Raw genomic sequence first — 26,475 nt, forward strand, 5'->3', positions numbered from 1 at the left:
AGGGCCGACAGATCCCGTTCAGGACCCAAGGTCAGTCAGTCGCTGGGTCAGACCCCCGCCGGGAGGCGCTCACCTACATCATCTCTGTCAGTCGCCGGCGGCGATGCAGAACGGGTGGCCTGCCGGGTCGGTGAGGACGGTCCAATCGCCTCCGCCGGGCTGGGTGTCCGGGCGGGTCGCACCGAGGGCGAGGAGCTCCTTCACCGCGGTCTCGACGTCCGAGACGGAGAAGTCCAGGTGCGCCTGCTTGGCGGGGCCGGGCCACACGGGAGGCTGGTAGCCCTCGATCCGCTGGAGCGCGAGTTGCGGCGCGGACCCGTTGCCGAGGTAGACGACGTCGTCGTCGCCGTAGGTCACCTCCCACCCGGTGGCCTTCCGGTAGAACTCGGCCAGCGCGGTGGGGTCGGCGCAGTCGAGGATGACCGCACCGAGCTTGTTGAGGACGGACATGGGGACCCCCTGTTGTCGAACATGGCTGGAACAGGACGGCCGAGTGCTTCCTCAGCACCCCGCCTGCGACCAGCCTGCTGGCACCGGCAGGCCCAGGGCTTGAAGATCTTTGCGCCCCTGGACGCCCGTCAGGCGCGGGTCCCAGGTCGGCGACGACGGCTGCGGGCGGAAAGCCCGTTCAAGCGCGGCCGAGCTCGATGACCAGGCCGTCGTGCGCCGTTTCGAAGGGGACGTCGCGGCCCAGCATGTCGTCCGACATATGGGTCAGGATCACGCGCCTGGCGGTCAGCCGGTCGCGGTGGGCCGCGAGGTCGGCCAGGCGCAGGTGGTACGGGACGGCCTTGTCGCGGTAGTAGGCCTCCGCGATGAGCAGGTCGGCGCCCGCCGAAGCCTCGATGAGCGCGTCCGTCCATGCGGTGTCGCCCGTGCAGGCGATGGCGCGTCCGGCGGCGTCCAGCCGAAGGGCCAGCGGCGGGGCGCCGCTCGGGTGGTCGACCTCCCACGCGGTGACGCCGAAGCCGGCGACGGTCGCGGTCTCCCCCGGCGCCAGTTCGACGACCTCGACGGCGAAGCGGCGGCGCGCGGTCGACGAGCCCGGGAACATCACCTCCATCGCCGCGGCCAGGCGGCGTCCGGTCCCCGGCGGTCCGGCCACGGTCAGCGCGCCGGTGCGCCCGGAGAACTGGCCGTCGAGGACGAGGAACGGCAGCCCTCCGAAGTGGTCGCCGTGCAGGTGGGTGACGAAGACGGCGGCCACCTCGCCGGGGTCGAGCCCCTGCCGTTTGAGCGCGGTCAGCGACGTGGCGCCGCAGTCCAGCAGGACGGGCGGCAGGCCCGGGGCGCGGACGTGCACGCAGGCCTGGCACCGTCCGCCGCTGCCGAACGCGTCGCCGGACCCGGCGAACGTCACGGTGATCGGGTCGTCCACGTCCCCAGTGAAGCAAGCGCCCGGGAGGGACGCGAGCCCCCTCCGCCGGGGCTGGGCTTTTCCTACCGATACGTAGCTATTCGCGGGGGGAGGTGCGGAAGAGGGCGGTTCACTAGGATGCTCGGGTGCGCGAAGATCAAGAGGTCCAGGACGACGTCGTGCTGACGGCGCCGATCCGGTTGCCGGGCGGCGCGCCGGCGGCCGCGGACGAGCCCGTGGAGCGCGCCACGAGCACCGATCCCGCGCCGGTCCGGGCGTTCCGGCAGGACGTGGAGCGGCTGTCCGGGCTGGTCGCGCAGCTCGTCGAGGCCGCGGGCGCGCTCGGCGTCCGGCTGGACGGCGAGGTCGGCGAGGTGCTCGGCAGCGCGGAGAAGGCGTTCGCCGAGGCGCGGGAGGCGCGGCGGGAGGCCGCCCAGGCGGACATCCTCGCGAGCGAGGCCGAGGCCCGCGCCGAGGCGGCCCGCCAGGAGGCCGTCGAGGCGCAGGAGGAACTCCGCAAGGGGCTCGCCGCCGCCAAGGCCAGCGTCACGGCGGCGCAGGAGAGCGAGGCCAACGCGTGGAAGGAGGCCGGCGCCCACCAGCAGGCCCGTGCCACCTCCGCGAACGAGGCCGCGAGCGCCGAGGGGCTGCGCAAGCGCGCCGAGGCGGCGTGGAGCACCGAGCACCAGGCGCGCATCGATGCCGAGCGCGAGCGCGACGACCTGGCCACGCGGCTGAGCACCGACCAGGCGGCGCTGGCCACGGCCAGGAGCGAGCTGGTCGACTCGCGCGCCGAGCTGGTGGAGCTGCGCGCCAAGCTGGAGGCCGCGGCCGAGGCCGAGCGGCGGCTGCGCGCGGAGCTGAGCGTCGTGCAAGGCGAGGTCGCGGGGCTCACCGTGGAGCGCGACGCCGCGACCGCGCGGGCCGACGAGTTGGCCGCGCGGGTCGAGCGCGCCGAGAAGCTCGCCGACACGGCCGACGCCCGGATCGAAGCCGAGCGGGTGCGCGCCGACCGGGCCGAGGAGCGCGCGGACGCCGCCGAGATCCGCATCGACCGCGACGCCGCGACCGTGCGGGCGTTGCAGGACACGCTGCGCGCGGCGCTGGACCTCCCGTCCATGGAGGACCTCGACGACGGCCGCGGCGTGCAGGTCGGCGACGTCGGGGCGGTCACCGTCCAGCCCGGCGGCCTCGTCGGCGTCGACCAGGTCCCGGAGCTGATGGACGGGGAGCTGGCCGGACGGTTCGCCCGCGCGATCCTGGCCGTGCGCGTCCACCAGGCGACCCGGCGGGCCGTGGCAGAGCCGCAGAACGAGCCGGACGAGGCGTCCGCCGAGGAGTAGCCCCTTACTCGGCAGGTCGCTGGGCCGGGGCCCGGCGGCGCAGGATGAGCCACCGTCCCGCCAGGCCGACGGCGAACATGATCACTCCGGCCGCCACCGACGGCCAGGGCAGCGCGGCCACCAGGACCAGGCATCCGGCGGCGCCGAGCAGGTTGAGCGGGCGCGGCCGGCGGCGGTCGGCCGCGGGCTGGGTGAACGCGGACGCGTTGGCGATGGCGTAGTAGACCAGGACGCCGAACGAGGAGAAGCCGATCACTCCGCGCAGGTCGGCGGTGGCGACCAGCGCGCTCACCACGACCGCCACGGCGATCTCGGCGTGGTGCGGCACCTGGTAGCGGGGGTGGACGGCGGCGAGCCGCTCCGGCAGGTCGCGGTGGCGGGCCATGGCCAGGGCGGTGCGTCCGATACCGGCGATCAGCGCCAGCAGCGCGCCGAGGGCCGCCAGTGCCGCACCGATCCGCACAACGGGTGCCAGGCCGCCGGCGCCGGCGGCGTTGACGGCGGTGGCCAGCGGGGCGGTCGAGGCGGCGAGCCGGTCAGGACCGGCGGCCAGCAGCGCCGCGACCCCGACGACCAGGTAGACCGCCACGGCGATGAACAGGGCGAGGGGGATCGCGCGGGGAATGGTGCGGCGCGGGTCGCGGACCTCCTCCCCCATGGTGGCGATGCGGGCGTAGCCGGCGAAGGCGAAGAACAGCAGCCCGGCGGCCTGCAGGAGGCCGTAGGCGCCGCCGCTGCCGAGGGACGACCAGCCGCCCAGCCGCCCGGTGCCGGCGTGCCCGCCCGCCGCGATCCCCGCGACCACGACCGCCAGTGCGGTCAGGCTCGTGGCGACGAGCACGCGGGTGAGCAGGGCGGTCCTGGTCACCCCGCGGTAGTTGAGCGCGGCCAGGCAGACCACGGCCGCGACGGCGACCGCGCGCTGCGCCCACCACGGCCCGGGGACCGCGTAGGACGCGAAGGTCAGCGCCATGGCCGCGCACGAGGCCGTCTTGCCGACCACGAACCCCCACCCGGCGGCGAACCCCCACCAGTGGCCCAGCCGCTCGCGGCCGTAGATGTAGGTGCCGCCGGAGGCCGGGTAGGCCGCCGCCAGTTGCGCGGAGGCGACCGCGTTGCAGTACGCGATGACCGCGGCGATCACCAGGCCGACGAGCAGCCCCGTCCCGGCGGCGCGCGCGGCCGGGCCGAACGCGGCGAACACGCCCGCCCCGATCATGGAGCCGAGCCCGATCAGCACCGCGTCCCCGGTGCCGAGGCGGCGCGCCAGGCCACCGCCGCCGGGCGACGGCGCCGCCCCGGACGGCCCCTGGGCTCCTCCGGGACGTGGTTCAGACGCCATCGCCGGGCCTCCCGCCACTATTGCATCAAACTGGTTTGATGTATCGTCCCGAGTGTGGTGTCACCGAGTCAAGCCGCCCGCGGGCGGGGCGAGCCGGATCACGGTCCGTCGGCCCCGGGGCAGGCCGTGCCGGAGTTCCTGCGCCTGGCCGCGCACCCGCTGCGCTGGGGGCTGCTGACCGCACTCGCCGGCGGCGACCTGCGGGTCCGTGAACTCATGGCGCGGGTCGACGCGCCGCAGAACCTGGTGTCCTACCACCTGCGGCTGCTGCGCGAGGGCGGCCTGGTCACCGCCGTCCGCAGCACCTTCGACGGACGCGACAGCTACTACCGCCTCGATATGGACAGGTGCGCGCAGTCCCTCGCCGGAACCGGCGCCGCCCTCCATCCGGCCCTGAACCCCGCCGTGCTCCCCGGCCTGCATCCGGGCCTGGATCCCGCCCTGCTCCCCGGCCTGCATCCGGGCCTGCGTCCGGCATTGGATCCCGCCTTACATCCGGCCCCGGATCCGGAGCAGGGCCAGATCGGGGCACGGCCCGCGGACCCGGACGACCGGCCCCGCCACGGTGTGCTGTTCGTCTGCACGGGCAACAGCACCCGCTCACCGATCGCCGAAGCGCTACTGCGCCACCACACCGCCGGACGGGTGACCACGATCAGCGCGGGCACCCGTCCCAAGCCCGCCCTGCATCCCCGCGCGGTGGAGGTAATGCGCGAGCGGTACGGCATCGACATCGCCGGCCGGCTGCCCCGCCATCTGGACACCCTGCGCGGCCACCGGTTCGACTACGTGGTCACCCTGTGCGACAAGGCCCGGGAAGCCTGCCCCGAGTTCGGCGATCGCACGCGCCGCATCCACTGGAGCACCCCCGACCCCGCCACGGCCGCCCCGGCCGGTCCGAACGACCCGGCCGGCGCGGAGCGTCAGGCCGAGGAGGCGGCGTTCGTCCGAGCGGCCGCCGAAATCGACACGCGCGTCCGCTACCTGCCGCCCGTCCTCTTCCTAGCATCGGAGGCTCAACCATGACGGAGCCCGCCCAGTACGCCAGCGTCCGCTACCTCGTCGACGACGTCCAGGCGGCCGTCGACTTCTACACCGCCCACCTCGGGTTCACCCTCAACTTCAGCGCCGCCCCGGCCTTCGCCGACGTGGTGCGCGGACCGCTGCGGCTGCTGCTCTCCGGCCCCGCCAGCTCCGGCGCCCGCGCCACCCCGGCCGACGCCGCCGGCGCGGGCCGCAACCGCATCCACCTGGTCGTCGACGACCTGGACGCCGAGACCGCCCGCCTGCGCTCGGAAGGCGTCGAGTTCCTCGGCGACGTCGTCAGCGGCCCGGGCGGAAGCCAGATCCTGCTCACCGACCCCGCCGGCAACCTCATCGAGCTGTTCCAGCCCGCTGCCGCCGCCCGCTAGAGAGACCGCTCGCTGGGCAAGCCGCTGGACGAGCCCGCGGAAGCGGTCGCCATGGAGATCTGCGGCGCAACCGGCTCGCGGACGGCCGTCCGCCGCTTTCCAAGAACCGCTTCCCGGCGGACCCGGGCGGCTTCGGTGCGATGCGGAGAACCGGCGCCGTCGTCGCACCGTGACCCGGCGGCGACCGATCGCAACCCCCCGGCCGGGAACGGCCGCCCGACGGCCGAATGCGGCCGGAAAAGAAGGGGCGAAGATGTGTTCCTTCGGGAAAATCCTCCTACGAACGGGGAGGGATTTCCTTGGACGCATTCTGGTCGATGATTCGCGCCGAGGAGCGGCGGGAGTTGTGGCGGGCGGGCCGAGTCCGTGTTTTCCCGGATGGGGCGCCGATGTATGTCGAGGGGCGACGGTCGGAAAAGGTGATGGTCCTTTTCGAGGCGCACGTCCGGATCACTCGCAGGGCGGGGAACGGCGAGAAGTGGCTCGCCTGCCGGGGCCCCGGCGACATCGTCGGGGAGATGGCACTGGTGCTGAACACACCGCATTCGGCGAACGTCGTCACCGTGCGCGGCGGGCGGGTCCTGGAGCTGTCGTACCAGGCGTTCGACACGGCGACGCGGCGGAGCGACGCCGTGCAGCGGGCCCTGCTGCGGGTGATGGCCGAGCGGCTGCGCAGCTCCGACGAGGAGCGCAGCGCCGCCGAGCAGCACGTGCTTCCACGGGTCGCGCGGCTGCTGAGCGGGCCCGGAACGGACGAGCGGCCGGCCGCGCCGCTCCGGTTCCAGCATGAGATCGCCGACCTGCTCGGCGTCTCCCGCGCCTCGGTGGTGCGGGCGCTGTCGACGCTCAGGGCGAGCGGCGTCGTCTCGACGCGGCACGGCTCCATCACCGTCCTCGACCCGGCGGGGCTGACCCGGTTCCTGCCGGACTGATGGCGCACATGCGCCTTACTCGCAGGTACCTTTCGGCCTGCTTTTCCGCTCATTGGGCGATCGGCGCCCCCCGGCAGGTCCACTCGCCGTCCCGGCTGAGCTGGGACGACGAGGAAAAGAAGATCGTCTATTTCCTCCGGTTCCGATCCGCGCGGTCGCGTTCCCCATTCCGGCGCGTTGACCCGCGGCACTCGCTTCCCCGAAATTGGCCCGAACAGATGGCCGATGACCGCCGCCGCGGTCCCGTCACCGAGGGGATTTCCAATGAACTGGTCCGTGTGGGAGGTCTTCTCCGTCATCTCCGGCCTCATCATGGCGGTCGCGGGGGTCGTGATGCCCGACACCTCCTTCCGCGAGCGGCTTTCCATCAGCGGAGTCGGCATCGGATTCGTGGTCTACGGGTTCTACGTCGCCAACCAGACGTCCGGCACCTTCGAGTTCCCGATCGTCATCTTCTTCGTCCCGGTCGTCGCGCTCGTCTACGTGGGGATCCAGGCCTACGAGTGGTGGACGAAGAGCGACGCGGAAGAGACCACCCGCGACTGACCATCCGTCACGGCTCAGGAGGTGCTTTCCGTGCACGCGAACGAACTGGCGACGACGGCGGTCGAGGTCCTCGCCGATGAACTGCCCGGCATCGCCGACGGCGCCGCCCGCGCGCGGGGCGACGCCGCGCTCGCCGACCTGTACGACCTGGTCCGGCAGCGACTCGTCCGGGACGGGCGGCACTCCGCCTTCGCGGCCTACACCATGAACCCGCGCAACAACGCGCTCGTCCAGGACGTGCTGCGGCAGGCGGCCGAGACCGACGCCGCCTTCGCCGCGGCCCTGCTGGACGCCGTCCGGCGCGCGCACGGCTCCGCTCCGGGCCCGTCCCGGTCGAGCGGCGTCAGCACGGGCGACATCGGGAGCGTCACCGGATCGATCACCGCGGCGGGCCGCGACATCAACGACAACAGCGAGAAGAAGACGACCGTCAACACGGGCGGGGTGGTGCTGCTGGTCGCGGGAGCCGTCGCGGCGCTGTTCGTGTTCGTGTTCGTCATCAAGGCGGCCACGGCGGACGCCATCACCGCCGACTCGACCTGTGCGGAGTTCCTCGACGCGGACGCCGAGACCCAGCAGCACGCGATCATCAAGATCGCGCGGGAGAAGGGTGTCAGCGGCGCGGGCAGCCCGCTGGCGCCACTCTCGATCCGCTACGACTGCAGCAGCGCCCCGGACGCGAAGGTCGGCGACATCATCGCCCGGTCCAAGGGCTTCTGATCCGGTCCCGGGGGGGAATGGGCCCCGCGGCCTGGGGAGGTCGCGGGGCCCGAGGGGTCAGGCTTTGCCGGCGCGGCCGGGGGTCCTGTTCTTGAGCGGGAGTTCCACGAGGCGGACGCAGAGCATCGTCAGGGCGAAACCGGCCGCGCACTCCGCCAGGAGGAAGGAGAGCTCCTGGACATCGCTGAACTCTCCCTCCACACGGAGCTGGCTCACGCGGTCGAGGAGCGGCAGGCCCGCCATCGCCAGGAGCGCGCAGGCCCGGCGGCCCTGGCCGGACCTCGACAGGATGGCGCAGACGAGTACGGCGATGACCAGAGCGGCACCGAGTTGGAGGTCGCTCCAGACCCCCGAGAAGTCGTAGAGCCGGTCGTAGTTCAAGTGCAGGACGTCGAAGTCTCCTTGGAGGAGGAGGGTGAACAGCGGCTGCGACGAGACCGCGACCAGGACGCCCGCCATGACCGCGATCCCGGCGACGCGGGCGCGCCCGAGCAGGCGGGCACCGTGCCGAGGACCGGGGGACGCGACGAGCGACGCGGTGGCCAGCAGCGCGAGCGGCAGCGGGACGCCCGCCACGGAGGACGCCACGAAGGCGTATGGGGCTTCCGGGAAGTCCGCGGCCCAGACGGCCAGGACGACCTGGGCCGCGGTCACCGTACAGGCGGTGGTGGCGGCTTGGCGGCGGGCTCCGCGCCAGGCCATGACCGCGATACCTGCCCAGGCCAGCCAGAACGGCGCGGTGCCGAAGAGGACGGGGAGCAGGCCCCACAGGGTGGCGCCATCGTACATCTGCAGGCCGACCTGCATCGCCGTCTGCGGGATGTTGACGGCGAACCGCACCCCGTCGGCCAGCAGCATGATCATCGAGACGAGACCGGCGACGGCGAGCGCTCCCGGCCACGGCGACCCGGTGGCGTCGCCCGCGGCGCGGCGCAGCCGGATCCGGACCGCGCCGCGGACCAGGTCGGCGGCGTCGGCGAGGGACGGCCGCGTCTGGTCCGGCCGGGCCGCGGACAGCAGCACGTCCAGCATCTCCTCCCCGTGCTCGGCGCGGTGTCCGGCCGGGTAACAGGCGAGGAGGCGGCGGTAGCGGAGTTCGAGTGCGCTCACCGGAGCCCCCCGAAGGCCGGGGTCGTGCCGCCGCGGAGGCTCGGGAAGGCGGCCAGCCGGCGGGCGGCGATCCGCGTCCGCTGCTGGAGGGCCTCGACCTCCGCGGCGAGCGCGGCGGCGCCGTCCTCGGTGAGCCGGTAGTAGCGGCGCAGCCGGCCGTCCACGACCTCCTCCCGGTCGGGCGCGATGAGCTCCTCGGCCTGCAGCCGGTCCAGTGCCGCGTAGAGCGTGCCGGCGCGCAGCCGGGTCCGCCCGTCGGAGATCTGCTCGACGTCGGACATGATCCCGTAGCCGTGCTGCGGGCCGTCCGCGAGCGCGGTCAGGATCAGGAACGTCGGCTCCTGCATCGATTTGGGCATGCCATCGTTATATATCGATCATCTGACCATGTGCAAGCGCACCGCATCAGCACCGGTCACCTGAGCGCGGCGGGGGCGGTGGGCGGGACGGCAGGGCTCTCGGGCAGGACGCGGTCGACGCGCTCGTAGGGGCGGCCCGGCTCGGGGCGGGGGTCCTTCTGCCCCCGGTTCGGCCAGAACGCCATGGCGCGTTCGGCCTGGGCGGTGATGGTGAGGGACGGGTTGACGCCGAGGTTCGCGGTGACCGCCGAACCGTCCACGATGTGCAGGCCCGGGTGGCCGTGGACGCGGTGGTAGGGGTCGACGACGCCGGTCTCGGGCGTCTCACCGATGACGCAGCCGCCGATGAAGTGCGCGGTCGTCGGGATGTTGAACAGGTCGAACCACGTCCCGCCGGGGGTGGCGTCGAGTTCCTCCGCGAGCATCCGGACGGCCTTGTGGGCGACGGGTATCCAGGTGGGGTTGGGCTCGCCGTCGCCCTGGCGCGCGACGAGCCTGCGGCGCCCGAGGCGGCCGCGCTTCTCGCCGATGGTGATGGAGTTGTCGGCGGTCTGCATGACCAGGGCGATGACGGTCCGCTTGGCCCAGTCCTTGAGGGACAGCCCGCGCAGGATGACGGTCGGGTGCCGGGCGGCCTGGCTGAGGAACTTCAGCCAGCGGGGCGCGCCGCCGCCGTCGACCAGCAGGGTCCGGATGACGCCCATGGCGTTGTTGCCCGCGCCGTAGCGGGTGGGCTCGATGTGAGTCCTGTCGTCCGGATGGAACGACGAGGTGATGGCGAGGCCGGTGCTGTGGTCGACGTCCTTCTTGCGGTGCCAGACGGTCATGCGCTCGACGCCGAGGAGCGCCTCGGAGTTGGTGCGGGTGAGCTCGCCGAGGCGGGGCGACAGGTGCGGGAGGCGGCCGGCGGCGCGCATCCGGTGCAGGAGGCGCTGCGTCCCGTACGTCCCGGCGGCGAGGACGACGTGCTCGGCGGTCAGCGTCCGGCGGCGCTTGCGGACCGGCCCGGTGCGTTCGGTGGTCACCTCGTAGCCGCCGGCCTCCAGGGGCGCCAGGGCGGTGACGGTCGTGTCGGGTATCACCCGCACGCCCGCCTTCTCCGCGAGGTAGAGATAGTTCTTGGTCAGCATGTTCTTCGCGCCGACCTTGCAGCCGATCATGCAGGAGCCGCAGCCGGTGCAGGTGGTCCGGCGGGGCCCGGCGCCGCCGAAGTAGGGGTCGTCGGCGTCCTCTCCCGGCCGCTCGCCGAAGAACACGCCGACCGGCGTCGGATGGTAGGTGTCGCCGACGCCCATCCGGTCCGCGACGCGCTTCATCGCCTCGTCCGCGGGCGTGACGAGCGGGTTCACGGTGACGCCGAGCATGCGGCGGGCCTGGTCGTAGAACGGCGCGAGCTCGTCCTGCCAGTCGGTGATGTGGCCCCACTGGCGGTCCTTGAAGAACGGCTCGGGCGGGACGTAGAGGGTGTTGGCGTAGACGAGGGACCCGCCGCCGACGCCCGCCCCGGCCAGGACGAGCACGCCGGCCTTGCCGCCCACCAGGTGGACGCGCTGGATCCCGCGCATCCCGAGGCGCGGCGCCCACACGTACTTGCGCAGCCGCCAGGAGGTCTTGGGCAGCGTGTCCTCGTCGAAGCGGCGCCCGGCCTCGATCACCGCGACCCGGTAGCCCTTCTCGGCCAGCCGCAGGGCCGACACGCTGCCGCCGAACCCCGAGCCCACCACGATCACGTCGAAGTCGTAACCGTCACCGGACATCCCGCTCTCACGGGACACAGCGCCATTACGGGACACAGCGCCATCAGGGGACACGGCGCACACCACCTTCGTCGGGGGGAACGAAGGGGCCGAGTGTGCCCCTCCGAAGCGTCGCGCACCATGCACGCATCGCAACGATTCACGGCGGTATTTGTCACCGGGGTGACAAAGCGCGGCACGGCGGACGGCGGCCCGCCCCGCGCTCGCCGCCGACCGCCCGCGCGGCTCCCTCCCAACGTGGCCCGGCCTTCGCGCGGCCCGATATCGTCGAGGCCCCATTCCGCTGGAGGGACCCCTGTGAACCGACTTCATCTGGCGGCTCTGCTGCTCGTCCCGGCGCTGGCCCTCACCGCTTGCGGAGGCGACGGCGGCAAACCGAAGCCGACGGCTCCGGCGCAGGCCGATGCCACGGCCTCGGCCCCCGACGACTCCTCCGGCGCGGGCGACTCGGCCAAGGGCGGCTCGGCGAAGGCCCCGGCGGGGGCTCCGACGTCCGCGCCCCCGAAGGCCGTGAACGCGTTCGTCGCCTGCATGCGCAAGCAGGGCGTGAAGGTGCCGAAGGACACGACCGGTTGGCGGCCCGACCCTCAGGACGGCCGGACGCAGAAGGCGCTCATGGCCTGCATGAAGTCCGCCGGTGCGCCGACGCCGTCATCCTGACGCGACGCAATGTTCTAATTCGCACTGCCTCGTTCTAATTTGCACTACCTCGCCAGGTGGCGTTTCCCCGGGCCGTCCGGCGCGGACGCCACCTCGACCTCCTAGGCTCGACTCCCGTGACCGAGGACCCGTCAGCGAGCTTCGCCCGTGCCAGGGCGGCTGCGGGTGTCCTGTTCTTCGACGACCATGACCGCGTCCTCCTGGTCGACCCGTCCTACAAGGACTACCGCGACATCCCCGGCGGCTACGTCGAGCACGGCGAAACGCCCCGCCAGGCGGCGGAACGCGAGGTCGCCGAGGAACTCGGGATCCACCCGGAGATCGGCCGGCTGCTGGTCGCCGACTGGGCGCCCGGCGAGGCCGAAGGCGAAAAGATCCTCTTCGTGTTCGACGGCGGCTCCCTCACCGCGGGCCGGCTCGACGCCATCCGCCTCGACCCGAGCGAACTGGCCGGCTACCGCTTCCACGACATCGCCCGGATCCACGACCTGACCATCCCGCGCCTCGCCCGCCGCCTCGTCCACGCCCACGCCGCCCACCGGGACGCCACCACCCGCTACCTCGAACACGGCGAGCCGATCTAGAGCGTTCGGTCACCCCATCCCTGGGCGGGCACCCGGACCGTCCCGCATCGCCCGCCGGTCTACGAGCTCTTGCGTGCCTCCCCAAGTCGGCGAACCTATTAGAATTTTCTTGTATTTTTAGAACTTGTGTCCAAAGATGCAGGTGACCGGGGCGCGCGCCCTGGCCCACGTGGCTCGACCGCTCGCATTCCGATTGCCTCGAAGAAGGAGCCACCCGCCAAAGGGGTCCCAAGCTCATGAACGACACCACCAGCACTGCGATGGACGGCCTCTTCCTCTACGACAGGTCTGGGCGGCGCTACCCGGTCAGCGACCGGCGATGGCGCGGTGAGGACGGCTCGCCCCTCATGCTCAGCCCGGTGCCCGGGCCCGCACCCGACCGGATCGACACGAGCGAGCGCTCCCTTTGGCGCTACCAGGCCGCGATCCCGGTCTCCCCCCGGCACCGGGTGAGCCTCGGAGAAGGCTTCACCCCCATGCCGCCGCTGGACTGGGACGGGATGCGCGTCCACTTCAAGCTCGAATGGTTCAACCCCACCTCCAGCTTCAAGGACCGCGGGGTCGCGGTGATGGTCTCCCACCTGCGCGGGCGGGGAGAGACGCACATCCTCGAGGACAGCTCCGGCAACGGCGGCTCCTCGGTCGCCGCCTATGCGGCCGCCGCAGGGATGAAAGCGAAGATCATCGTTCCCGCAGCGACGTCGGCCGCCAAGATCTTGCAGGCACGCGCGTACGGCGCCCGGATCGAACTCGTCGCCGGCACCCGCGAACAGGTGTCCGACGAGGCGATCCGGCAGTCCGAGCAGATCCCCTATGCCAGCCACAACTGGCACCCGTTCTTTCTGCAGGGCACCAAGACGGTCGCCTACGAGATGTGGGAGTCGCTCGGGTTCAGGGCACCGGACAACGTCGTGCTCGTGGCCGGTGCGGGCAGCAACGTCCTCGGCTGCGACATCGCGTTCAGGGAACTGCTCGAAGGTGGCCGCATCGACCGGCTCCCCAGGCTTCTGGTCGGCCAGCCGGAGCATTGGGCCACCATCGCGGACACGGTGAACGGGATCGATCCACGGAGCCGAGGACCGCGGGTTCCGACGATCGCGGAAGGAGCCTCCATCGCCGCGCCCGTCCGGCTCCCGGAGGCCGTCGAGGCGATCCACCGCTCGGGCGGGGCGGCGGTGGCGGTCACCGAGGACCAGATCCGCACGGCCGTGCGCAAGCTCGCCTCGCGCGGGCTGTACGCCGAGCCGACCAGCGGCGTCGCCGCGGCGGCCCTCGACCGCTTCTCGGCAGACGGCACCATCGGCCCCGGCGAGACCACCGTCGTCGTCCTCACCGGCTCCGGACTCAAGTCCGCGGAGAAAATGGCCGCTGTCTTCGACATCGACCGCGCCCCGGACGGAGAGAGCCACCCGTGACCCCCGACGACCCCGACGAGCACCTTCTCGCCGAAGCCGAGAAGATCGCGATCGCGATCGGACGCATGTTCCCCGGCCTGTGCGAGGTGGTCCTCCACGACCTGCGCCGGCCGGAGCACGCGATCCGCGCCATCGAGAACAACCTGTCGGGCCGCCAGGTGGGAGACTCCGCCACCGAGCTGGGACTCCGCCGGATCGCGGACCCGGACTACCCGAGCGTGATCCAGAACTACCCCAACCAGTTCCCGGACGGCCGTCCGGTCAAGAGCACGTCCATCGGGATCAAGAACGCCCAGGGCCGCTACGTCGCGGCGCTCTGCCTGAACCTCGACGTGTCGAACCTCTCCCCCCTGACGCTCGTCCTGGCCAACCTGGTGGCGACCGAGGTCGAGCATCGGGAAGAGGCATTGGAGACCCTGCAGAACCGCACGGCGCGGGAGTTGCGCGAGTTCATCGAGAAGTTCGCCGCCGAACGTGCCGCCACCCCGCGCTCACTCGGCCGTACCGCCAAGAAGGATCTCGTCCGGCAACTGCACCGCGACGGCTACTTCGCCACCAGGGGCTCCACCGAGGCCATCGCCGACCTGCTGGGGATCTCCCGGAGCACCGTCTACAACTACGCCAAGCAGTCCTGACCCCGCCCGACCGCCGCATGGAAAGAGCGTCCCCCGTCCGAAGGCCGCGTGACCAGATCCGGTGAACGTTCGTGGTCACCGCGACAGGGGGCGGGAAACGCGCCAGGACCGTCGGACGCGATGGTCCGACGGTCCTGTTCGGCCGGTTCACTGTTCGGCCGGTTCACTTGTGCGGCCGGTTCACTGTCAGGCCTTGTTGAAGGTGTGCTTGGCCCAGAGGTAGGAGACGACGCCGATCCCGGCGCACCAGGCGGTGGCGATGGCGGCGCTGTCGCCGATCGGGGTGCCGAGGAGGAGGCCGCGGACGGTCTCCATGATCGGCGTGAAGGGCTGGTACTCGGCGAACCAGCGCAGGACGGTCGGCATGGAGTCGGTCGGGACGAACCCGCTGCCGAGGAAGGGCAGGAACACCAGGGGCATCGGGGCGTTGCTGGCGGCCTCCGGGGTCGGGGACTTCATGCCCAGGGCGACCGCGAGCCAGGTGATCGCCACGATGAACAGGGTGAGCAGACCGGTGGCGGCCAGCCATTCGAGGGGTGTCGCGTTGGGGCGGAACCCGATGGCGAGGGCGACGCCGACGACGACGGCCAGGCCGATGAGCTGCTGGATGACGCTGCCGACGACGTGCCCGGTGAGGACGGAGGCGCGGGAGATCCGCATGGTCCGGAAGCGGGCGATGATGCCCTCGGTCATGTCGGTGGCGACCATGACGGCGGTTCCGGTCGCGGCCGTGGCCGCCGCCATCAGCAGGATGCCGGGCACGACGTAGTTGACGTATTCGTCGCGGCCGCCTCCGAGCCCGTCGCCGAGCGTGCCGCCGAAGACGTACACGAACAGGAACAGGATGATGACGGGCGTGACGACCAGCTGCACGGTCATGGCCGGGTAGCGGAGCAGTCGCTTGAGCTGGCGCCGGACCATGGTGGACGAGTCGCGCGCGGCGAGGGCGAGGGCGCTCATCGGAGGGCCTCCTTGTTCTGGTCGGCCGGGTTCTGGTCGGCCTGCCGACCGGTGAGGGTGAGGAAGACGTCGTCGAGGTCGGGGGTGTGCACCGACATCTCGTCGACCTCGATCGAGTGCTCGTCCAGGACGGCGAGCACGTCCCGGATCACCCGGACGCTGCCGTCGCTCGGCACCTGCAAGGTGAGCGCCTCAGGGTCGGGGGTGCCGACGCCGAGGGCGAGCAGGGCGGCGTCGAGACGGCCCGGGTCGGCGAATCTCAGCAGGATGTGGCCGCCGGGGATGCGCCGCTTGAGCTCATCGGCCGTTCCCTCGGCGATCAGCTGCCCGTGGTCGAGGAGGGCGATGCGGTCGGCGAGCTCGTCGGCCTCCTCCAGGTACTGGGTGGTGAGGAAGATGGTGACGCCGTCCCGGACGAGGTCGCGGACGATGCCCCACATGGCGCGGCGGCTGCGCGGGTCGAGGCCGGTGGTGGGCTCGTCCAGGAAGATCAGGCGCGGGTCCCCGACCAGGGTCATCGCCAGGTCGAGCCGCCGCTGCATGCCGCCGGAGTAGGTGGACGCCGGCTTGCGCGCCGCGTCCACCAGGTCGAACTTCTCCAGCAGTTCCGCGGCCTTCCGCTTGCCCTCGCGCTTCGGCAGGTGCCTGAGGTCGGCCATGAGGAGCAGGTTCTCCTCGCCGGTCAGCAGCTTGTCGACCGCCGAGTACTGCCCGGTGACCCCGATCGCGCCGCGCACGTCGTCGGCCTGGCGGACCAGGTCGAACCCCGCGACCCGGACCTCCCCGGCGTCGGCACGGATCAGGGTGGAGAGGATCTGGACGGCGGTGGTCTTGCCCGCGCCGTTCGGGCCGAGCAGGGAGAAGATCGTTCCTTCGGGGACGGCCAGGTCGATGCCGTCCAGGACGACCTTCTCGCCCTTCTTGTCGCGGTAGGACTTGCGGAGCCCTTCCGCCGCGATGGCCAGGGTGGTCATGGTGCTTGCTCCTCGGGGGGCCGGAGGGTCAGAACCGCAGGTCAGAGGCTGCGGGCGGCGATGTCGCCGTGCATGGTGGTGGCGTGGAGGTCGAGTTCGGCGGTGCCGTCGTTCTTGAGGGCGTTGGTGATGCGGCCGTGGCCGGTGCCGGCGTCCAGGGAGGCCGAGACCCCTGCGGCGGCGGCGACCGAGATGTCGCCGGACTGGGTGCGGAGGACGACCTTGCCGCTCACGGCCTCGGCGATCCGGATGTCGCCCCGCTGGGTGCTGATCTCCGCGGGCCCGCCCAGCCGTCCGACCTCCACGTCGCCGTCGGTGGCGGTGAGGCGGACGCTCGCGGCCTCGTCCAGCTTGATCGACCGGTAGGCGCCCTCGAAGGCGACGTCGCCCAACCGTCCGACGGCCCGGAACTCGGCGGCGGCCGCCTTACCCTCGACCTGGGAACCGGCGGGCAGCTGGACCGTCACCTCGATGGATCCGGAGGAGCCGAGGTACTGGTTCTTCGCCGGGACCTCGATCCGCAGGACGCCGTCGCCGTACTCGACCCTGGTCTGCTCCGCCGCCTTCACGTCGCGGCCCTTGGCGGCGTCCGCGGGCAGGACCTCGACCACGGTGTCGGCCCGGTCGGCGGCGATGAACTGGACGCGCCCGGCGGGGACGTCGAGGACGGCGGAGATCGGGGCGGGGGTGTCGAACTTCTGCATCGTGCTCTCCTTGCGGCTCGTCATTTCCAACGATGGAAAAGCTACGTTGCTTTCCAGAACTAGGCAACAAGGGCTTTGCATTTGAACAGCATCTATGCAGATCAGAGCCATAGAATCATTGCAACGAGCTTGAATCTAACGCAACGGCCCGCCTGGCTCGCGTTGCAATGTCGTGAGTGTGAACGCTATGGTCGAGGCGTCAGCGAACACCGGCAGCGCCATCGCCCCGCGCGGGCATCGAAGGGGGTCGTGATGCCCGGAGGCAGGCTCACCCAGCAGGAGCGCCAGCAGATCGCGGCGGGGCTGGCCGACGGCCTCGCCTACGCCGAGATCGCCCGCCGCCTCGACCGCCCGACCTCCACGGTCACCCGCGAGGTGATGCGCAACGGCGGACCCGCCGGCTACCGGGCCGACCTGGCCCACCACGCCACCCAGCGCCGCACCCGGCGGCGCCCCCAGGCCTCGTCCCGGGGGACGCGGGCGGTGCCGCAGCCCTATGGACGCGACAACGCGGCCGTGCAGGAATTCCAGGAGGCCCTCACGACCGTCATCCTGACGTCGGGCCTGCCCTCGATGGCGGCCCGGGTGCTGGGCTGCCTCTACACCGCCGACGACAGCCTCACCGCCTCCGAACTCGCCGAGCGCCTCCAGGTCAGCCCGGCGTCCATCTCCAAGGCGGTCACGCTCCTCACCGGCCTGGACCTCGTCCGCCGGGAGAGCGAAGGCCGCCGCGAGCGCTACGTCGTCGACAACGACCTCTGGTACCAGTCGATGATCCGCAGCGTCCGGGACAACGACCGCTTCAGCGAGACCGCACGGCAGGGCGTCGCCGTCCTCGGCCGCGACACCCCGGCCGGCAACCGCCTGGAGAACGCCGCCCGCTTCCTCGACTTCGTCAGCGAGAGCCTGACCCGCGCGATGGAGCAGGCCCGCGACGTCCTCTACACCAAGCCCGAAACGCCCCCGGCCGCCACCGCCCCGAGTCCAGACCACGAATAGAAGCCGTCCCGAAGGCCCGGCGAACACGACTTCCCGCCGGATGAACGGGGGCTCGCACCCGAGGCGGCTCCCGATGGGCTGAATCCGGCGACGCATCGGCGCGCCCCCGGGCAGGATCGGTCCCATGACGAACGCCGCGGACAGGCAGATACCCGGGTACCTCAACTATGTCGGACCCGGGTGGCGGGACATCCTGATGCGCGCCCACGCCCAACTCGTCGCCGTGCTGCCGAATTACCAGGTGGCCCAGGTCAAGGAGAAGTGGGGCATGCTGGACGTCCACCTGAGCGTGTACACCGACCCCGTCACCGGCGGACTCGGCATCTCACGTGAGCTCGGCAGTCGGGTCAGTGCGATCCTGAACGCCGCCCGCGACGAGTCCCGTCGCACCTGCGAGGTCTGCGGCGAGCCCGGCAGCGAGACCGGCCGGGAGTGGATCAGGACGCTCTGCCCCGACCACGCCCCGCCGCGCTAGAGCGGCCGGGCTCAAGCGTCCGGTCCCAGGGGCACCGCACGACCGGAGGCTTCACCCGGACGTGAGGGAGAGCGACTTCGGCCGGTGTCGCAGATCACACGAGCGGCCTGTCAGACGGACGGGGCCGCCGGTGTCTTGTGTGCGTCAGGAAGCCCGCGGACGATCCGCGCGGCACTCCCCTCCACGAGTGAGGACGAAGTCATGGCGACCACCAAGGCGCCCCCGCCGACCGCATCGCGCCGCTGGGCCGCGCTGTTGTTCATCGGCCTGGCCCAGCTAATGATCATCCTGGACGGCACCGTGGTGAACATCGCGCTGCCCTCGATCCAGCGCGACCTGCAGATCTCCGACGGCGACCGGCAGTGGATCATCACCGCGTACACGCTGGCGTTCGGCAGCCTGCTGCTGCTCGGCGGCCGGATCGCCGACTACACCGGCCGCAAGCGGGTCTTCCTGATCGCCCTGCTCGGTTTCGCCGGCGCGTCGGCGCTCGGCGGCGCGGCGTCCGACTTCGAACTGCTGCTGGCCGCCCGCGCCCTCCAGGGCGGGTTCGGCGCACTGCTCGGTCCGTCCGCGCTGTCGCTGCTCACCGTGACGTTCAGCGAGCCGAAGGAGCGCGCCAAGGCGTTCGGCATCTGGGGCGCCATCGCCGCCGCGGGCGGCGCGATCGGGCTGCTGGCCGGCGGAGCGCTGACCGACTACCTGGACTGGCGCTGGTGCCTGTACATCAACATCCCGATCGCGGCGGTCGCGGCGGTCGGCGGATTCGCCATCCTCACCGAGTCGCGGCGCCCGGGCCGGGCCCGCTTCGACGTCCCCGGCGTGCTGGCGGTCACCGGCGGCCTGGTCGCGATCGTCTACGGCACCAGCCGCGCCGAGTCCGACGGCTGGGACTCGGCGAAGGTCATCGGCCTGCTGGCGGCCGGCGCGGCGCTGCTCGCCGTGTTCGCCCTCATCGAGAGCCGCGTGGCGCAGCCGCTGCTGCCGCTGCGCGTCGTCGCCCACCGCACCCGCGGCGGCGCCTACCTCGCCGTCGGCATGGCCGTCATCGGCATGTTCGGGGCGTTCCTCTTCCTGACCTACTTCATGCAGGTCGTCAAGGGGTACTCCCCGATCAGGACGGGCGTGGGCTTCCTGCCGATGACCACGGCGGTGCTGGTGTCGGCCGGCGGGCTCACCACCCGGATGCTGCCCCGCGTCCCACCGCGTGCGCTGATCGTCCCCGGCATGCTCATCAGCGCCTGCGGCATGCTCTGGACGCTCACCCTGGACCCCGGCACCTCCTACGCGTCCGGCGTGCTGGTCGCGCAGCTCCTGCTCGGCTTCGGAGCGGGCATGATCATGCCCGTGGCCCTCAACTACGCCACCCACGGCGTCGAGCAGGGCGACTCCGGCATCGCCTCGGCGAGCGTCAACACCGCGCAGCAGATCGGCGGCTCGATCGGCATCGCGCTGCTCAACACCATCGCCACCAGCGCCACCGCGGACTACCTGGCCACGCACGCCCGGCACGGCATCAGCCCGGACGTCGCCAAGCGGGCACTGGTGGAGGGCTTCGGGGCGGCCGGCGCCTGGTCCGCGGGGATCATGATCGTCGGTGCGCTGATCGTCGGCATCCTGATGAACACCCCGCGCCCCGAGCACCAGCCCGTCGCCGAGGACGGGACTGTCGCCGACGACCAGCCCGTTCCCGAGGACGCGGGAGCGCCGGACCTGTCGGCAGGAACCCCCGCTCACAGCGTCTGACCAGCCGGAACCACGACCGCCGACCGGCCGCCTCAGACAACGGGCAGAAGCCCGAGGACCATGAGCCCGGCCGGTGGCGGCCCGGCCGCGGCGATGGTGGGGGGCTGCGGTGAGGCCGTCGATGGAAGCGAGGCCGGGGGTGGGCGCACCACCGGGGCGGCGCACCTCGTCCCGCCGGACGCACCCGGAGTTTCGGCGGCACTGCCGAGACGTCCCCGGGCGCAGGGGCTCATCCGGGGTCTGCGGTGGGGGGACGGCCGCGGAGGTAGGTCAGGACGGCGAGGACCCTGCGGTGCGTGTCGTCGGTCTGGGGCAGGTCGAGCTTGGCCAGGATGCTGCGGACGTGCTTGCCCACGGTCGCGTCGGTGACGACCAGCCGCCGGGCGATGGCGGCGTTGGAGCGCCCTTCGGCGATCAGGGCGAGCACCTCGTGCTCGCGCGGGGACAGCGCCGCGAGCGGGTCCCGGCGGCGGCCGAGGAGCTGCCGGATGACCTTGGGGTCCACGACCGTCCCGCCGTCGAGCACCTGGCGCAGCGCGGCGACGAAGTCGGCGACGTCCACCACCCGGTCCTTGAGCAGGTAGCCGACCCGGCGGCCGTCGCCGGAGTCCAGCAGGTCGGCGGCGTAGCTCAGCTCGACGTACTGGCTGAGCGCCACCACCGCGAGACCCGGGTCGGCGCGGCGCAGCCGCACGGCGGCGCGCAGGCCCTCGTCGGAGAAATCCGGCGGCATCCGGATGTCGGTGACGACGAGGTCGGGCCGGTGCTCGGCGACGGCCGCGAGCAGGGCCTCGGCGTCGTCGACGGCGGCGACGACGTCGAAGCCGAACCTGGCCAGCAGCCCGGCCAGCCCCTCCCGGAGCAGGACGCCGTCCTCGGCGAGGACTACCCGGACGGCGGTCGGATCGGTTCGCAAGGGAGCTCCACACGGACGAGGGTCGGGCCCCCGGCGGGGCTCGACACGAGAAGTCTGCCGTCGATGACCGCCACCCGGTCGGCGAGGCCGGTCAGCCCGGTGCCCCGGGCCGGGTCGGCGCCGCCCGCGCCGTCGTCGGTGACCTCCACGGTGAGGACGCCGCCGGTTACGCGCGCGACCACCGCGGCCCGGTAGGCGCCGCTGTGCTTGACGGCGTTGGTGAGCGCCTCGGCGGCGGCGAAGTAGGCCGTGCTCTCGACCTGGCGGGGCGGACGCCCGGGCAGGTCGGCCTCGACGGTGACCGCGAGCGGGGACCGGTCGGCCAGCTCGCCCAGCGCCGCCGCCAGGCCCCGGTCGGTGAGGACGCGCGGATGGATGCCGTGGACGAGTTCCCGCAGCTCGGTCATGAGCCGTTTGGCCTCGTCATGGGCGTCCGCGACGCTGTCGGCCGCCGGGGACCCGGGCGGCAGGTCCACGCGGGCGATCCCGAGCTTCAGGGTGAGTGAGAGCAGCCGCTGCTGGGCGCCGTCATGCAGGTCGCGCTCGATGCGGCGGCGCTCCGCCTCGAACGCGTCGACCAGCCGGGCCCGGGAGCGCGCCACCTCGACCAGCTCGGCCTGGAGCCGTTCCCCGGAGCCGTGGCGCAGCAGCGCCCGCGCGAGCGCGCCCTGCGCGGCGGCGGCCAGGGACAGCAGGTACGGGACGGCGGGCAGGAGCACCAGCCCCGCGACCGCATAGGGCAGCGCGGCCGCCGGAGTGGCGAGCCGCACCGGACCGAGCACCATCGGGCCGTCGCCGCCGAGCAGGATCAGCGGGGCGGCCACGGCGCCGAACTGGAAGGCCAGCACGGACATCAGCGCCGCGTACAGGACGGGAACGGCGGCGGACAGCAGCAGGAAGTAGCCGAGCGCGCGCCAGGTGACCGGCTCGGTGTAGCGAGTGCGGAACCACGGCAGAACGCCATGCTCGGGCGGCCGCCGATGCCCGGGGCCCGCCGGACGGACGTCCACCAGCCGGAGCCGTCGCCGTTCCAGCCCGGTCAGCGGGATGGTCGCCGCCGGACCGAGCCCGGCGATCAGCAGGAGGCCGATGGCGGCCGGCAGCGCCCGCTCGCCGAGGGCGGCGTCCGAAATGGCGGCCAGGAGCAGCGGCATGCCGAGCAGTACCAGCGGCAGGCCTGCCGCGACCACGACCGGCACGGTCGAGAGCAGGTAGCCGGCGGCGCGCCAGGGCCAGGCCGTCAGGAGGAACCCGCGGCGTCCCATCGCGGCCAGCAGAGTGGGCGGCGGGGCCGGCGGAGGAGTGGCCGACGGGGTGGCCGACGGGGTGGGCGGCGGGTCGTTCGGCACAGGCGTACGGTAACCGACCCCGCCGCCTGCCCGGCCCGGACGAACGCCGAGGTAGTGCCAGCCATACCTCCAAGTTGGTGGGCCACCGTGATGCGCTCGGCGGGGCCCCGGCGGTGGGATCGAAGCATGAGACGAAAGCTTCCCGCCCGGGTCGCCGCGCCCCTTGCCGGCCTCACCGCCGCTGCCCTGGTCGGCGGGCTCGGATACGTCTGGCCCCGTCCCGCTCCTGCCGCGGCGCAGCCTGTGTCATACGGGCCTGCGTCCCAGCGGGCGGCGTCCTTCAAGACCACGGGCTGGTCGCAGAGCTGGGGCGCGGCGATGCAGCGTCCGATCGCCGGCGGCGAGGACGAGGGGCCGAACTGGTCGGTGGAAGGCTTCGGCGACCATTCGCTGCGCCAGGTCGTCCGGCTGAGTGCGGGCGGGACGAAGGTGCGGATCCGGCTGTCCAACCGGTACGGGACCCGGCCGCTGCGGGTCGCCGGTGCGGCCGTCGCCCGGTCGGCGGGCGGCGCCCAGGCGTGGCCGGGAACCACGGTGCCGCTGAGCTTCGCCGGGGCACGGTCCGCCACCGTGACACCGGGCGGCGAGATCGCCAGCGATCCGGTGCCGGTGGCCACCGCGCCGCTGGAGAAGCTCGCGGTCACGCTGCGGTTCCCCGGCTCGACGGGACCCGCGACGTTCCACCGCTTCACCACCCAGCCCGCCTACCGCGCCTCCGGCGACCACCTGTCCGACGTGGGCGCCGACGCCTACACCACCTCGACCGACGCGCTGTACTACCTGACCGGCGTAGAGATCACCAACGGCAACAACAGAACCGGCGGGGGCACGGTGGTCGCCTTCGGGGACTCGCTCATCGACGGGGTCGGAGCCGCGCCCGGTGCCGACGCGCGGCTGCCGGACGCGCTGGCCGAGCGCCTCGCCGCCGCCCGCAGCCCGCTCGCCGTCGTGAACGCGGGCATCGGCGGGAACCGGCTGCGCTACGACTCGGCATGCGCCGGGGAGAAGGCCACCGCCCGGTTCGCCCGCGACGTCCTGGACCGTCCCGGCGTGCGAGCGGTGATCGTCCACCTGGGCGCCAACGACATCCGCGTCACCCCCGGCGACCCGTGCCTGCGACCGGGCGGGCCGGCGACCGCCGCGCAGGTCATCGACGCCCAGCGGCGACTGGTCCGCGCCGCCCGCGCCCGCGGCCTGACCGTCATCGGGACGACCATCCTGCCGATGAAGGGCGCCCTGTTCCCGGTTTGGACGCCGCAGGTGGAGAAGGAGCGCGACGCAGTCAACCACTGGATCCGGACCAGCGGCGCATACGACGCCGTCCTGGACGCCGACCGCATCATGTCCGACCCCGCCGACCCGGACCGTCCCCGCCTCTCGTACGTGTACCAGGACGGACTGCACCCCAACGACGCGGGCTACCAGGCTCTGGCGCGCGGCATCGACCTGCGGGTCCTGCGATGACGGCTCCCGCCCTCGCGCATCCCGCCGTCCCGGTCGCGCCGGTGCAGCTGCACCAGGTGAGCAGGCATTACGGGACGGGCGAGGCGCGGGTGCAGGCGCTGTCCGACGTCAGCGTGACCTTCCCCGCCGGTTCGTGGACCGCCGTGATGGGTCCCTCGGGCTCAGGCAAGTCGACCTTGCTGCACTGCGCGGCGGGCCTGGACCGGGTGACGTCCGGGCGCGTCCTGCTCGCCGGGCAGGACGTCACCCATGCCACCGACGCGATGCTGACCGGGCTGCGGCGCCGCGCCGTCGGGTTCGTCTTCCAGAACTTCAACCTGATCGGCGCGCTCACCGCCGAGCAGAACGTCGCACTTCCGCTGAAGCTCGCGGGTGCCCGGCCGTCGCGCCAGGTCGTGCGGGCCGCCCTCGCCGAAGTGGGCCTGGCCGACCGCGCGCGGCACCGTCCGCGCGAGCTGTCGGGCGGGCAGCAGCAGCGGGTGGCGATCGCCCGCGCGATGGCGACGCGGCCTTCGGTGCTCTTCGCGGACGAGCCCACCGGGGCCCTGGACACCGGCTCGGCCCGCACCGTCCTGCGGCTGCTGCGCCGCATGGTCGACACCGCCGGGCAGACCGTCGTGATGGTCACCCACGACCCGGTCGCGGCGGCGAGCGCCGACGCGGTCGTGTTCCTGTCGGACGGGCGGCTCGCCGACCGGCTGGCGAGTCCGTCCGCCGCGCAGGTCGCCGAACGGCTCACACGGTTGGAGGGCTGACGCGTGCTGCGCATCTCCGCCGGCACCGTCCGGGACCGCTGGCCGCTGTTCGCCGGGGCCCTGCTGACCGTCTCGCTGGGCGTGGCGCTGGTGCAGTCGTCGGTGCTCGTGCTGGTCTCGACGGGCGAGCCGAAGATCCCGCCGGGCGCGTCCGGACGGACGGCCGAGCAGATCCGGGAGGGGTACGTCGGGGCTGCCACGCTGCTCGGCATGGCCACACCGCTGGCGATGTTCCTGGCGGTGTTCATCGTGGGCTCGACGTTCGCCTTCGCCGTGGAGCAGCGGCGCAAGGACCTGGCCCTGCTGCGCATGCTCGGCGGGAGCCGTCCCCAACTGGTGAGGCTGCTGCTGGGCGAGGCGTTCCTGCTGGGGCTGGTCGGGAGCTTCTTCGGCATTCTGCTGGGCGTGCCGGGCACGTGGGCGCAGGCCCGGTTGCTGATCTGGATCGGGTTGCTTCCGCGTGACTTCTCCGCGCACTGGTCCCCCGGGGTCCTGCTGCTGTCGCCGAGCGTGGGGATCGGCGTCGCGGTCTTCGGGGTCCTGTCGGCGTCCTACCGGGCGGCCCGGGTCCGTCCGCTGGACGCGTTGCGGGACGCCCCGCGCGCGGCCCGGGTGATGACCGTCGGCCGCTGGCTGTCCGGGGTGTCGTCGCTCGCGCTGACGGTCGCGCTGGTCGCGGCCGGGCACGGCGCGGACCTGCTCGGCGCCCTGCTGATCGCCATGGCCGTGTCGGTCTTCGGGTCGATCGCGCTCAGCGCGCTGAGCCCCCTCGCCGTCCCGCTGGTCGGCCGGATGCTCGGGACGGTGCTGCGCGCCGGCGTGCTCGGCGAGCTGGCGCAGGCGAACCTGCGCGACGCGGTACGGCGCAGCGCCTCGACGGCCGCGCCGCTCATCGTCCTGGTCGGCCTGCTGGTCGGCCTGACCGGCGCGCTGAACTCGCTGGCCCGGGCCACCGGCGCGGACCTCGAACGGACCACCGCCGCCGACCTGGTGGTCACCTCGAACGGGGCGGCCGCCGCCCGGATCCCGCAGGTCCCGGGCGTCGCACTGGCGTCCCCGCAGAGCCAGGTGGAGATGTCGGTGACGTCCCGGCACCGCGTGGAAGGCCGTTCCTACCGGCAGACCCATCACTCGGGGATCACCGCCGTGGACGCCGCCGCGTACCGTCGCACCCACCGCCTCACCCTCCGCTCCGGTTCCCTGGACGCGCTGCACGGCCGCACCATCGCGATCGGCCCCCGGCTGGCCGCCGAAGGCGTCCGCAGCGGCACCGTCACGGCACGGATCGGCTCGCGCAAGGTCAAGCTCCGCACGGTCGCGCGCCTGCCGGAAGTCCTGGAGAACGGCAGCGACAACTTCCTGGTGCCGCGCGACCTCGTCCCCGCCGAGATGCTCGCGGACGCGCCCACCGAGACCTTGGTGCAGGTCACCCCCGGCACGTCACCGGCTGAGGTCGCCGCACGCATCCTCGCCGCCGAGGGCGGCGAGGTGCGCACCCTTCACCAGTGGGCCGACGCCAGGGTGGCGGACCAGCAGCGCGGCACCATGGGGATCATGGCCGTCCTGATGGGCATGTCCGGCCTGTACGCGGCCATCGCGGTCATCAACGCCGTCGTGATCGCCGCCGCCGAACGCCGCACCGAGTTCGCCGTCGCCCGCGCCACCGGCCTGACCCGCGCCCAGGTCGTCCGGATGGCCGCCATCGAGTCGGCCGCCGTCACGTTCATCGGCTTGTCCTTGGGGGCTTTGGTCGCGGCAGGGGCTTTGGCGGGCTTCTTCCCAGAGACCCAAGGCGTCCGCATCCTCTCCGTCCCCTGGACCCTCCTAGCCCTGCTGACCACGGCTTCCCTCCTCGTCACCCCCGCGACCGCCGCCCTGACCGCCCTCGCCGCTACAAGACCGTCCCCCACGGCTCTGGTCGCCGCCCGCGAATAGAGCCTCGTTGAGCCCCGACGCAGGTG

Annotated in this window: 27 protein-coding genes; 16 read left to right on the forward strand and 11 right to left on the reverse strand. The window is 72.8% G+C overall.

Translation table 11 applies throughout. The features are described from left to right. Positions 1–87: 87 nt before the first annotated feature. Positions 88–450, reverse strand: a complete 363-nt coding sequence (locus ABWI07_RS10705; RefSeq protein ID WP_353818414.1) for a VOC family protein — start codon at positions 448–450, stop codon at positions 88–90. Positions 451–628: 178 nt separating this feature from the next. Beyond that, positions 629–1,378, reverse strand: a complete 750-nt coding sequence (locus tag ABWI07_RS10710; RefSeq protein WP_200841967.1) for an MBL fold metallo-hydrolase — start codon at positions 1,376–1,378, stop codon at positions 629–631. Positions 1,379–1,503: 125 nt separating this feature from the next. Here ABWI07_RS10710 and ABWI07_RS10715 point away from each other — a divergent pair, with 125 nt between their 5' ends. After that, positions 1,504–2,700, forward strand: coding sequence for a coiled-coil domain-containing protein (locus ABWI07_RS10715; protein WP_149260279.1), 1,197 nt, complete (start codon positions 1,504–1,506; stop codon positions 2,698–2,700). A gap of 4 nt (positions 2,701–2,704) precedes the next feature. Here ABWI07_RS10715 and ABWI07_RS10720 read toward each other — a convergent pair whose 3' ends face one another. Beyond that, positions 2,705–4,042 carry an APC family permease gene (locus ABWI07_RS10720; RefSeq protein ID WP_353818415.1) on the reverse strand — a complete coding sequence of 446 codons (1,338 nt, stop codon included), beginning with the start codon at positions 4,040–4,042 and terminating at the stop codon, positions 2,705–2,707. Positions 4,043–4,168: 126 nt separating this feature from the next. On the opposite strand from ABWI07_RS10720, the gene ABWI07_RS10725 reads away from it, so the two are divergent. The 5 genes from ABWI07_RS10725 (at position 4,169) to ABWI07_RS10745 (ending at position 7,652) form a co-directional block, all read left to right on the forward strand. Further along, positions 4,169–5,068, forward strand: coding sequence for an arsenate reductase/protein-tyrosine-phosphatase family protein (locus ABWI07_RS10725; protein ID WP_353818416.1), 900 nt, complete (start codon positions 4,169–4,171; stop codon positions 5,066–5,068). After that, positions 5,065–5,454 carry a VOC family protein gene (locus tag ABWI07_RS10730; protein WP_149260282.1) on the forward strand — a complete coding sequence of 130 codons (390 nt, stop codon included), beginning with the start codon at positions 5,065–5,067 and terminating at the stop codon, positions 5,452–5,454. The genes ABWI07_RS10725 and ABWI07_RS10730 overlap by 4 nt, the downstream gene beginning before the upstream one ends. A 317-nt stretch (positions 5,455–5,771) precedes the next feature. Next, positions 5,772–6,386: a Crp/Fnr family transcriptional regulator gene (locus tag ABWI07_RS10735; RefSeq protein WP_353818572.1), complete on the forward strand. Its 615-nt coding sequence runs from the start codon at positions 5,772–5,774 to the stop codon at positions 6,384–6,386. Positions 6,387–6,650: 264 nt separating this feature from the next. Continuing rightward, positions 6,651–6,932 carry a hypothetical protein gene (locus ABWI07_RS10740; protein ID WP_149260284.1) on the forward strand — a complete coding sequence of 94 codons (282 nt, stop codon included), beginning with the start codon at positions 6,651–6,653 and terminating at the stop codon, positions 6,930–6,932. Between the two features lie 30 nt (positions 6,933–6,962). After that, entirely contained in the window at positions 6,963–7,652 is a 690-nt protein-coding gene (locus ABWI07_RS10745) for a hypothetical protein (RefSeq protein ID WP_353818417.1), read from the forward strand. A gap of 57 nt (positions 7,653–7,709) precedes the next feature. Here the strand turns inward: ABWI07_RS10745 and ABWI07_RS10750 are convergent, their stop codons facing one another. Genes ABWI07_RS10750 through ABWI07_RS10760 form a run of 3 tightly spaced genes read right to left on the reverse strand, consistent with a single transcriptional unit; the run spans position 7,710 to position 10,878 of the window. Beyond that, positions 7,710–8,762, reverse strand: coding sequence for a hypothetical protein (locus tag ABWI07_RS10750; RefSeq protein ID WP_353818418.1), 1,053 nt, complete (start codon positions 8,760–8,762; stop codon positions 7,710–7,712). Then, positions 8,759–9,121: a PadR family transcriptional regulator gene (locus ABWI07_RS10755; RefSeq protein WP_235036912.1), complete on the reverse strand. Its 363-nt coding sequence runs from the start codon at positions 9,119–9,121 to the stop codon at positions 8,759–8,761. The genes ABWI07_RS10750 and ABWI07_RS10755 overlap by 4 nt, the downstream gene beginning before the upstream one ends. A gap of 56 nt (positions 9,122–9,177) precedes the next feature. Continuing rightward, on the reverse strand, positions 9,178–10,878 hold the full coding sequence (locus tag ABWI07_RS10760) for a GMC oxidoreductase (protein WP_353818419.1): 1,701 nt from the start codon (positions 10,876–10,878) through the stop codon (positions 9,178–9,180). 297 nt (positions 10,879–11,175) lie between these two features. Between ABWI07_RS10760 and ABWI07_RS10765 the strand changes: the two genes are divergently transcribed. The 4 genes from ABWI07_RS10765 to ABWI07_RS10780 all read left to right on the forward strand — a co-directional run bounded on the left by ABWI07_RS10765 (position 11,176) and on the right by ABWI07_RS10780 (position 14,172). Beyond that, on the forward strand, positions 11,176–11,538 hold the full coding sequence (locus ABWI07_RS10765) for a hypothetical protein (RefSeq protein ID WP_149260286.1): 363 nt from the start codon (positions 11,176–11,178) through the stop codon (positions 11,536–11,538). Positions 11,539–11,654: 116 nt separating this feature from the next. Further along, on the forward strand, positions 11,655–12,122 hold the full coding sequence (locus tag ABWI07_RS10770) for an NUDIX domain-containing protein (RefSeq protein ID WP_149260287.1): 468 nt from the start codon (positions 11,655–11,657) through the stop codon (positions 12,120–12,122). A gap of 236 nt (positions 12,123–12,358) precedes the next feature. Beyond that, entirely contained in the window at positions 12,359–13,537 is a 1,179-nt protein-coding gene (locus ABWI07_RS10775) for a threonine synthase (protein ID WP_353818420.1), read from the forward strand. Beyond that, positions 13,534–14,172, forward strand: a complete 639-nt coding sequence (locus ABWI07_RS10780; protein WP_353818421.1) for a helix-turn-helix transcriptional regulator — start codon at positions 13,534–13,536, stop codon at positions 14,170–14,172. The genes ABWI07_RS10775 and ABWI07_RS10780 overlap by 4 nt, the downstream gene beginning before the upstream one ends. A gap of 186 nt (positions 14,173–14,358) precedes the next feature. On the opposite strand, the gene ABWI07_RS10785 is transcribed toward ABWI07_RS10780, so the two are convergent. The 3 genes from ABWI07_RS10785 to ABWI07_RS10795 are packed head-to-tail and all read right to left on the reverse strand — an operon-like array spanning position 14,359 to position 16,810. Continuing rightward, positions 14,359–15,132 carry an ABC transporter permease gene (locus ABWI07_RS10785; RefSeq protein WP_149260290.1) on the reverse strand — a complete coding sequence of 258 codons (774 nt, stop codon included), beginning with the start codon at positions 15,130–15,132 and terminating at the stop codon, positions 14,359–14,361. Beyond that, entirely contained in the window at positions 15,129–16,106 is a 978-nt protein-coding gene (locus ABWI07_RS10790) for an ATP-binding cassette domain-containing protein (protein ID WP_353818422.1), read from the reverse strand. The genes ABWI07_RS10785 and ABWI07_RS10790 overlap by 4 nt, the downstream gene beginning before the upstream one ends. A 41-nt stretch (positions 16,107–16,147) precedes the next feature. Next, the gene (locus ABWI07_RS10795) at positions 16,148–16,810 is read right to left on the reverse strand and encodes a DUF4097 family beta strand repeat-containing protein (protein ID WP_149260292.1); all 663 of its coding nucleotides are present in this window, start codon (positions 16,808–16,810) and stop codon (positions 16,148–16,150) included. 252 nt (positions 16,811–17,062) lie between these two features. Here ABWI07_RS10795 and ABWI07_RS10800 point away from each other — a divergent pair, with 252 nt between their 5' ends. The 3 genes from ABWI07_RS10800 to ABWI07_RS10810 all read left to right on the forward strand — a co-directional run bounded on the left by ABWI07_RS10800 (position 17,063) and on the right by ABWI07_RS10810 (position 20,030). Beyond that, positions 17,063–17,809 (forward strand): GbsR/MarR family transcriptional regulator, encoded by a 747-nt coding sequence (locus ABWI07_RS10800; protein WP_353818423.1) that lies wholly within the window; start codon positions 17,063–17,065, stop codon positions 17,807–17,809. 124 nt (positions 17,810–17,933) lie between these two features. After that, complete coding sequence (locus ABWI07_RS10805) at positions 17,934–18,284, forward strand: hypothetical protein (RefSeq protein ID WP_353818424.1); 351 nt, start codon at positions 17,934–17,936, stop codon at positions 18,282–18,284. 201 nt (positions 18,285–18,485) lie between these two features. Then, positions 18,486–20,030: an MFS transporter gene (locus tag ABWI07_RS10810; protein ID WP_353818425.1), complete on the forward strand. Its 1,545-nt coding sequence runs from the start codon at positions 18,486–18,488 to the stop codon at positions 20,028–20,030. A gap of 229 nt (positions 20,031–20,259) precedes the next feature. On the opposite strand, the gene ABWI07_RS10815 is transcribed toward ABWI07_RS10810, so the two are convergent. After that, complete coding sequence (locus ABWI07_RS10815; protein WP_353818426.1) at positions 20,260–20,946, reverse strand: response regulator; 687 nt, start codon at positions 20,944–20,946, stop codon at positions 20,260–20,262. Then, positions 20,916–22,295, reverse strand: coding sequence for a sensor histidine kinase (locus ABWI07_RS10820; protein ID WP_353818427.1), 1,380 nt, complete (start codon positions 22,293–22,295; stop codon positions 20,916–20,918). Before ABWI07_RS10820 ends, ABWI07_RS10815 begins: the two co-directional genes overlap by 31 nt. Positions 22,296–22,421: 126 nt before the next feature. Here ABWI07_RS10820 and ABWI07_RS10825 point away from each other — a divergent pair, with 126 nt between their 5' ends. From ABWI07_RS10825 to ABWI07_RS10835, 3 genes are read left to right on the forward strand one after another with little or no spacing between them, the layout of a single operon-like run. Further along, a complete protein-coding gene (locus tag ABWI07_RS10825) occupies positions 22,422–23,759 on the forward strand; it encodes a GDSL-type esterase/lipase family protein (RefSeq protein WP_353818428.1) in 1,338 nt (445 codons plus the stop codon). Next, positions 23,756–24,514, forward strand: a complete 759-nt coding sequence (locus tag ABWI07_RS10830; protein ID WP_353818429.1) for an ABC transporter ATP-binding protein — start codon at positions 23,756–23,758, stop codon at positions 24,512–24,514. Before ABWI07_RS10825 ends, ABWI07_RS10830 begins: the two co-directional genes overlap by 4 nt. Before the next feature lie 3 nt (positions 24,515–24,517). After that, on the forward strand, positions 24,518–26,449 hold the full coding sequence (locus tag ABWI07_RS10835; RefSeq protein ID WP_353818430.1) for an FtsX-like permease family protein: 1,932 nt from the start codon (positions 24,518–24,520) through the stop codon (positions 26,447–26,449). Positions 26,450–26,475 lie beyond the last annotated feature (26 nt).

Source organism: Actinomadura sp. NPDC000600, assembly GCF_040492135.1.
Lineage (GTDB): Bacteria > Actinomycetota > Actinomycetes > Streptosporangiales > Streptosporangiaceae > Spirillospora.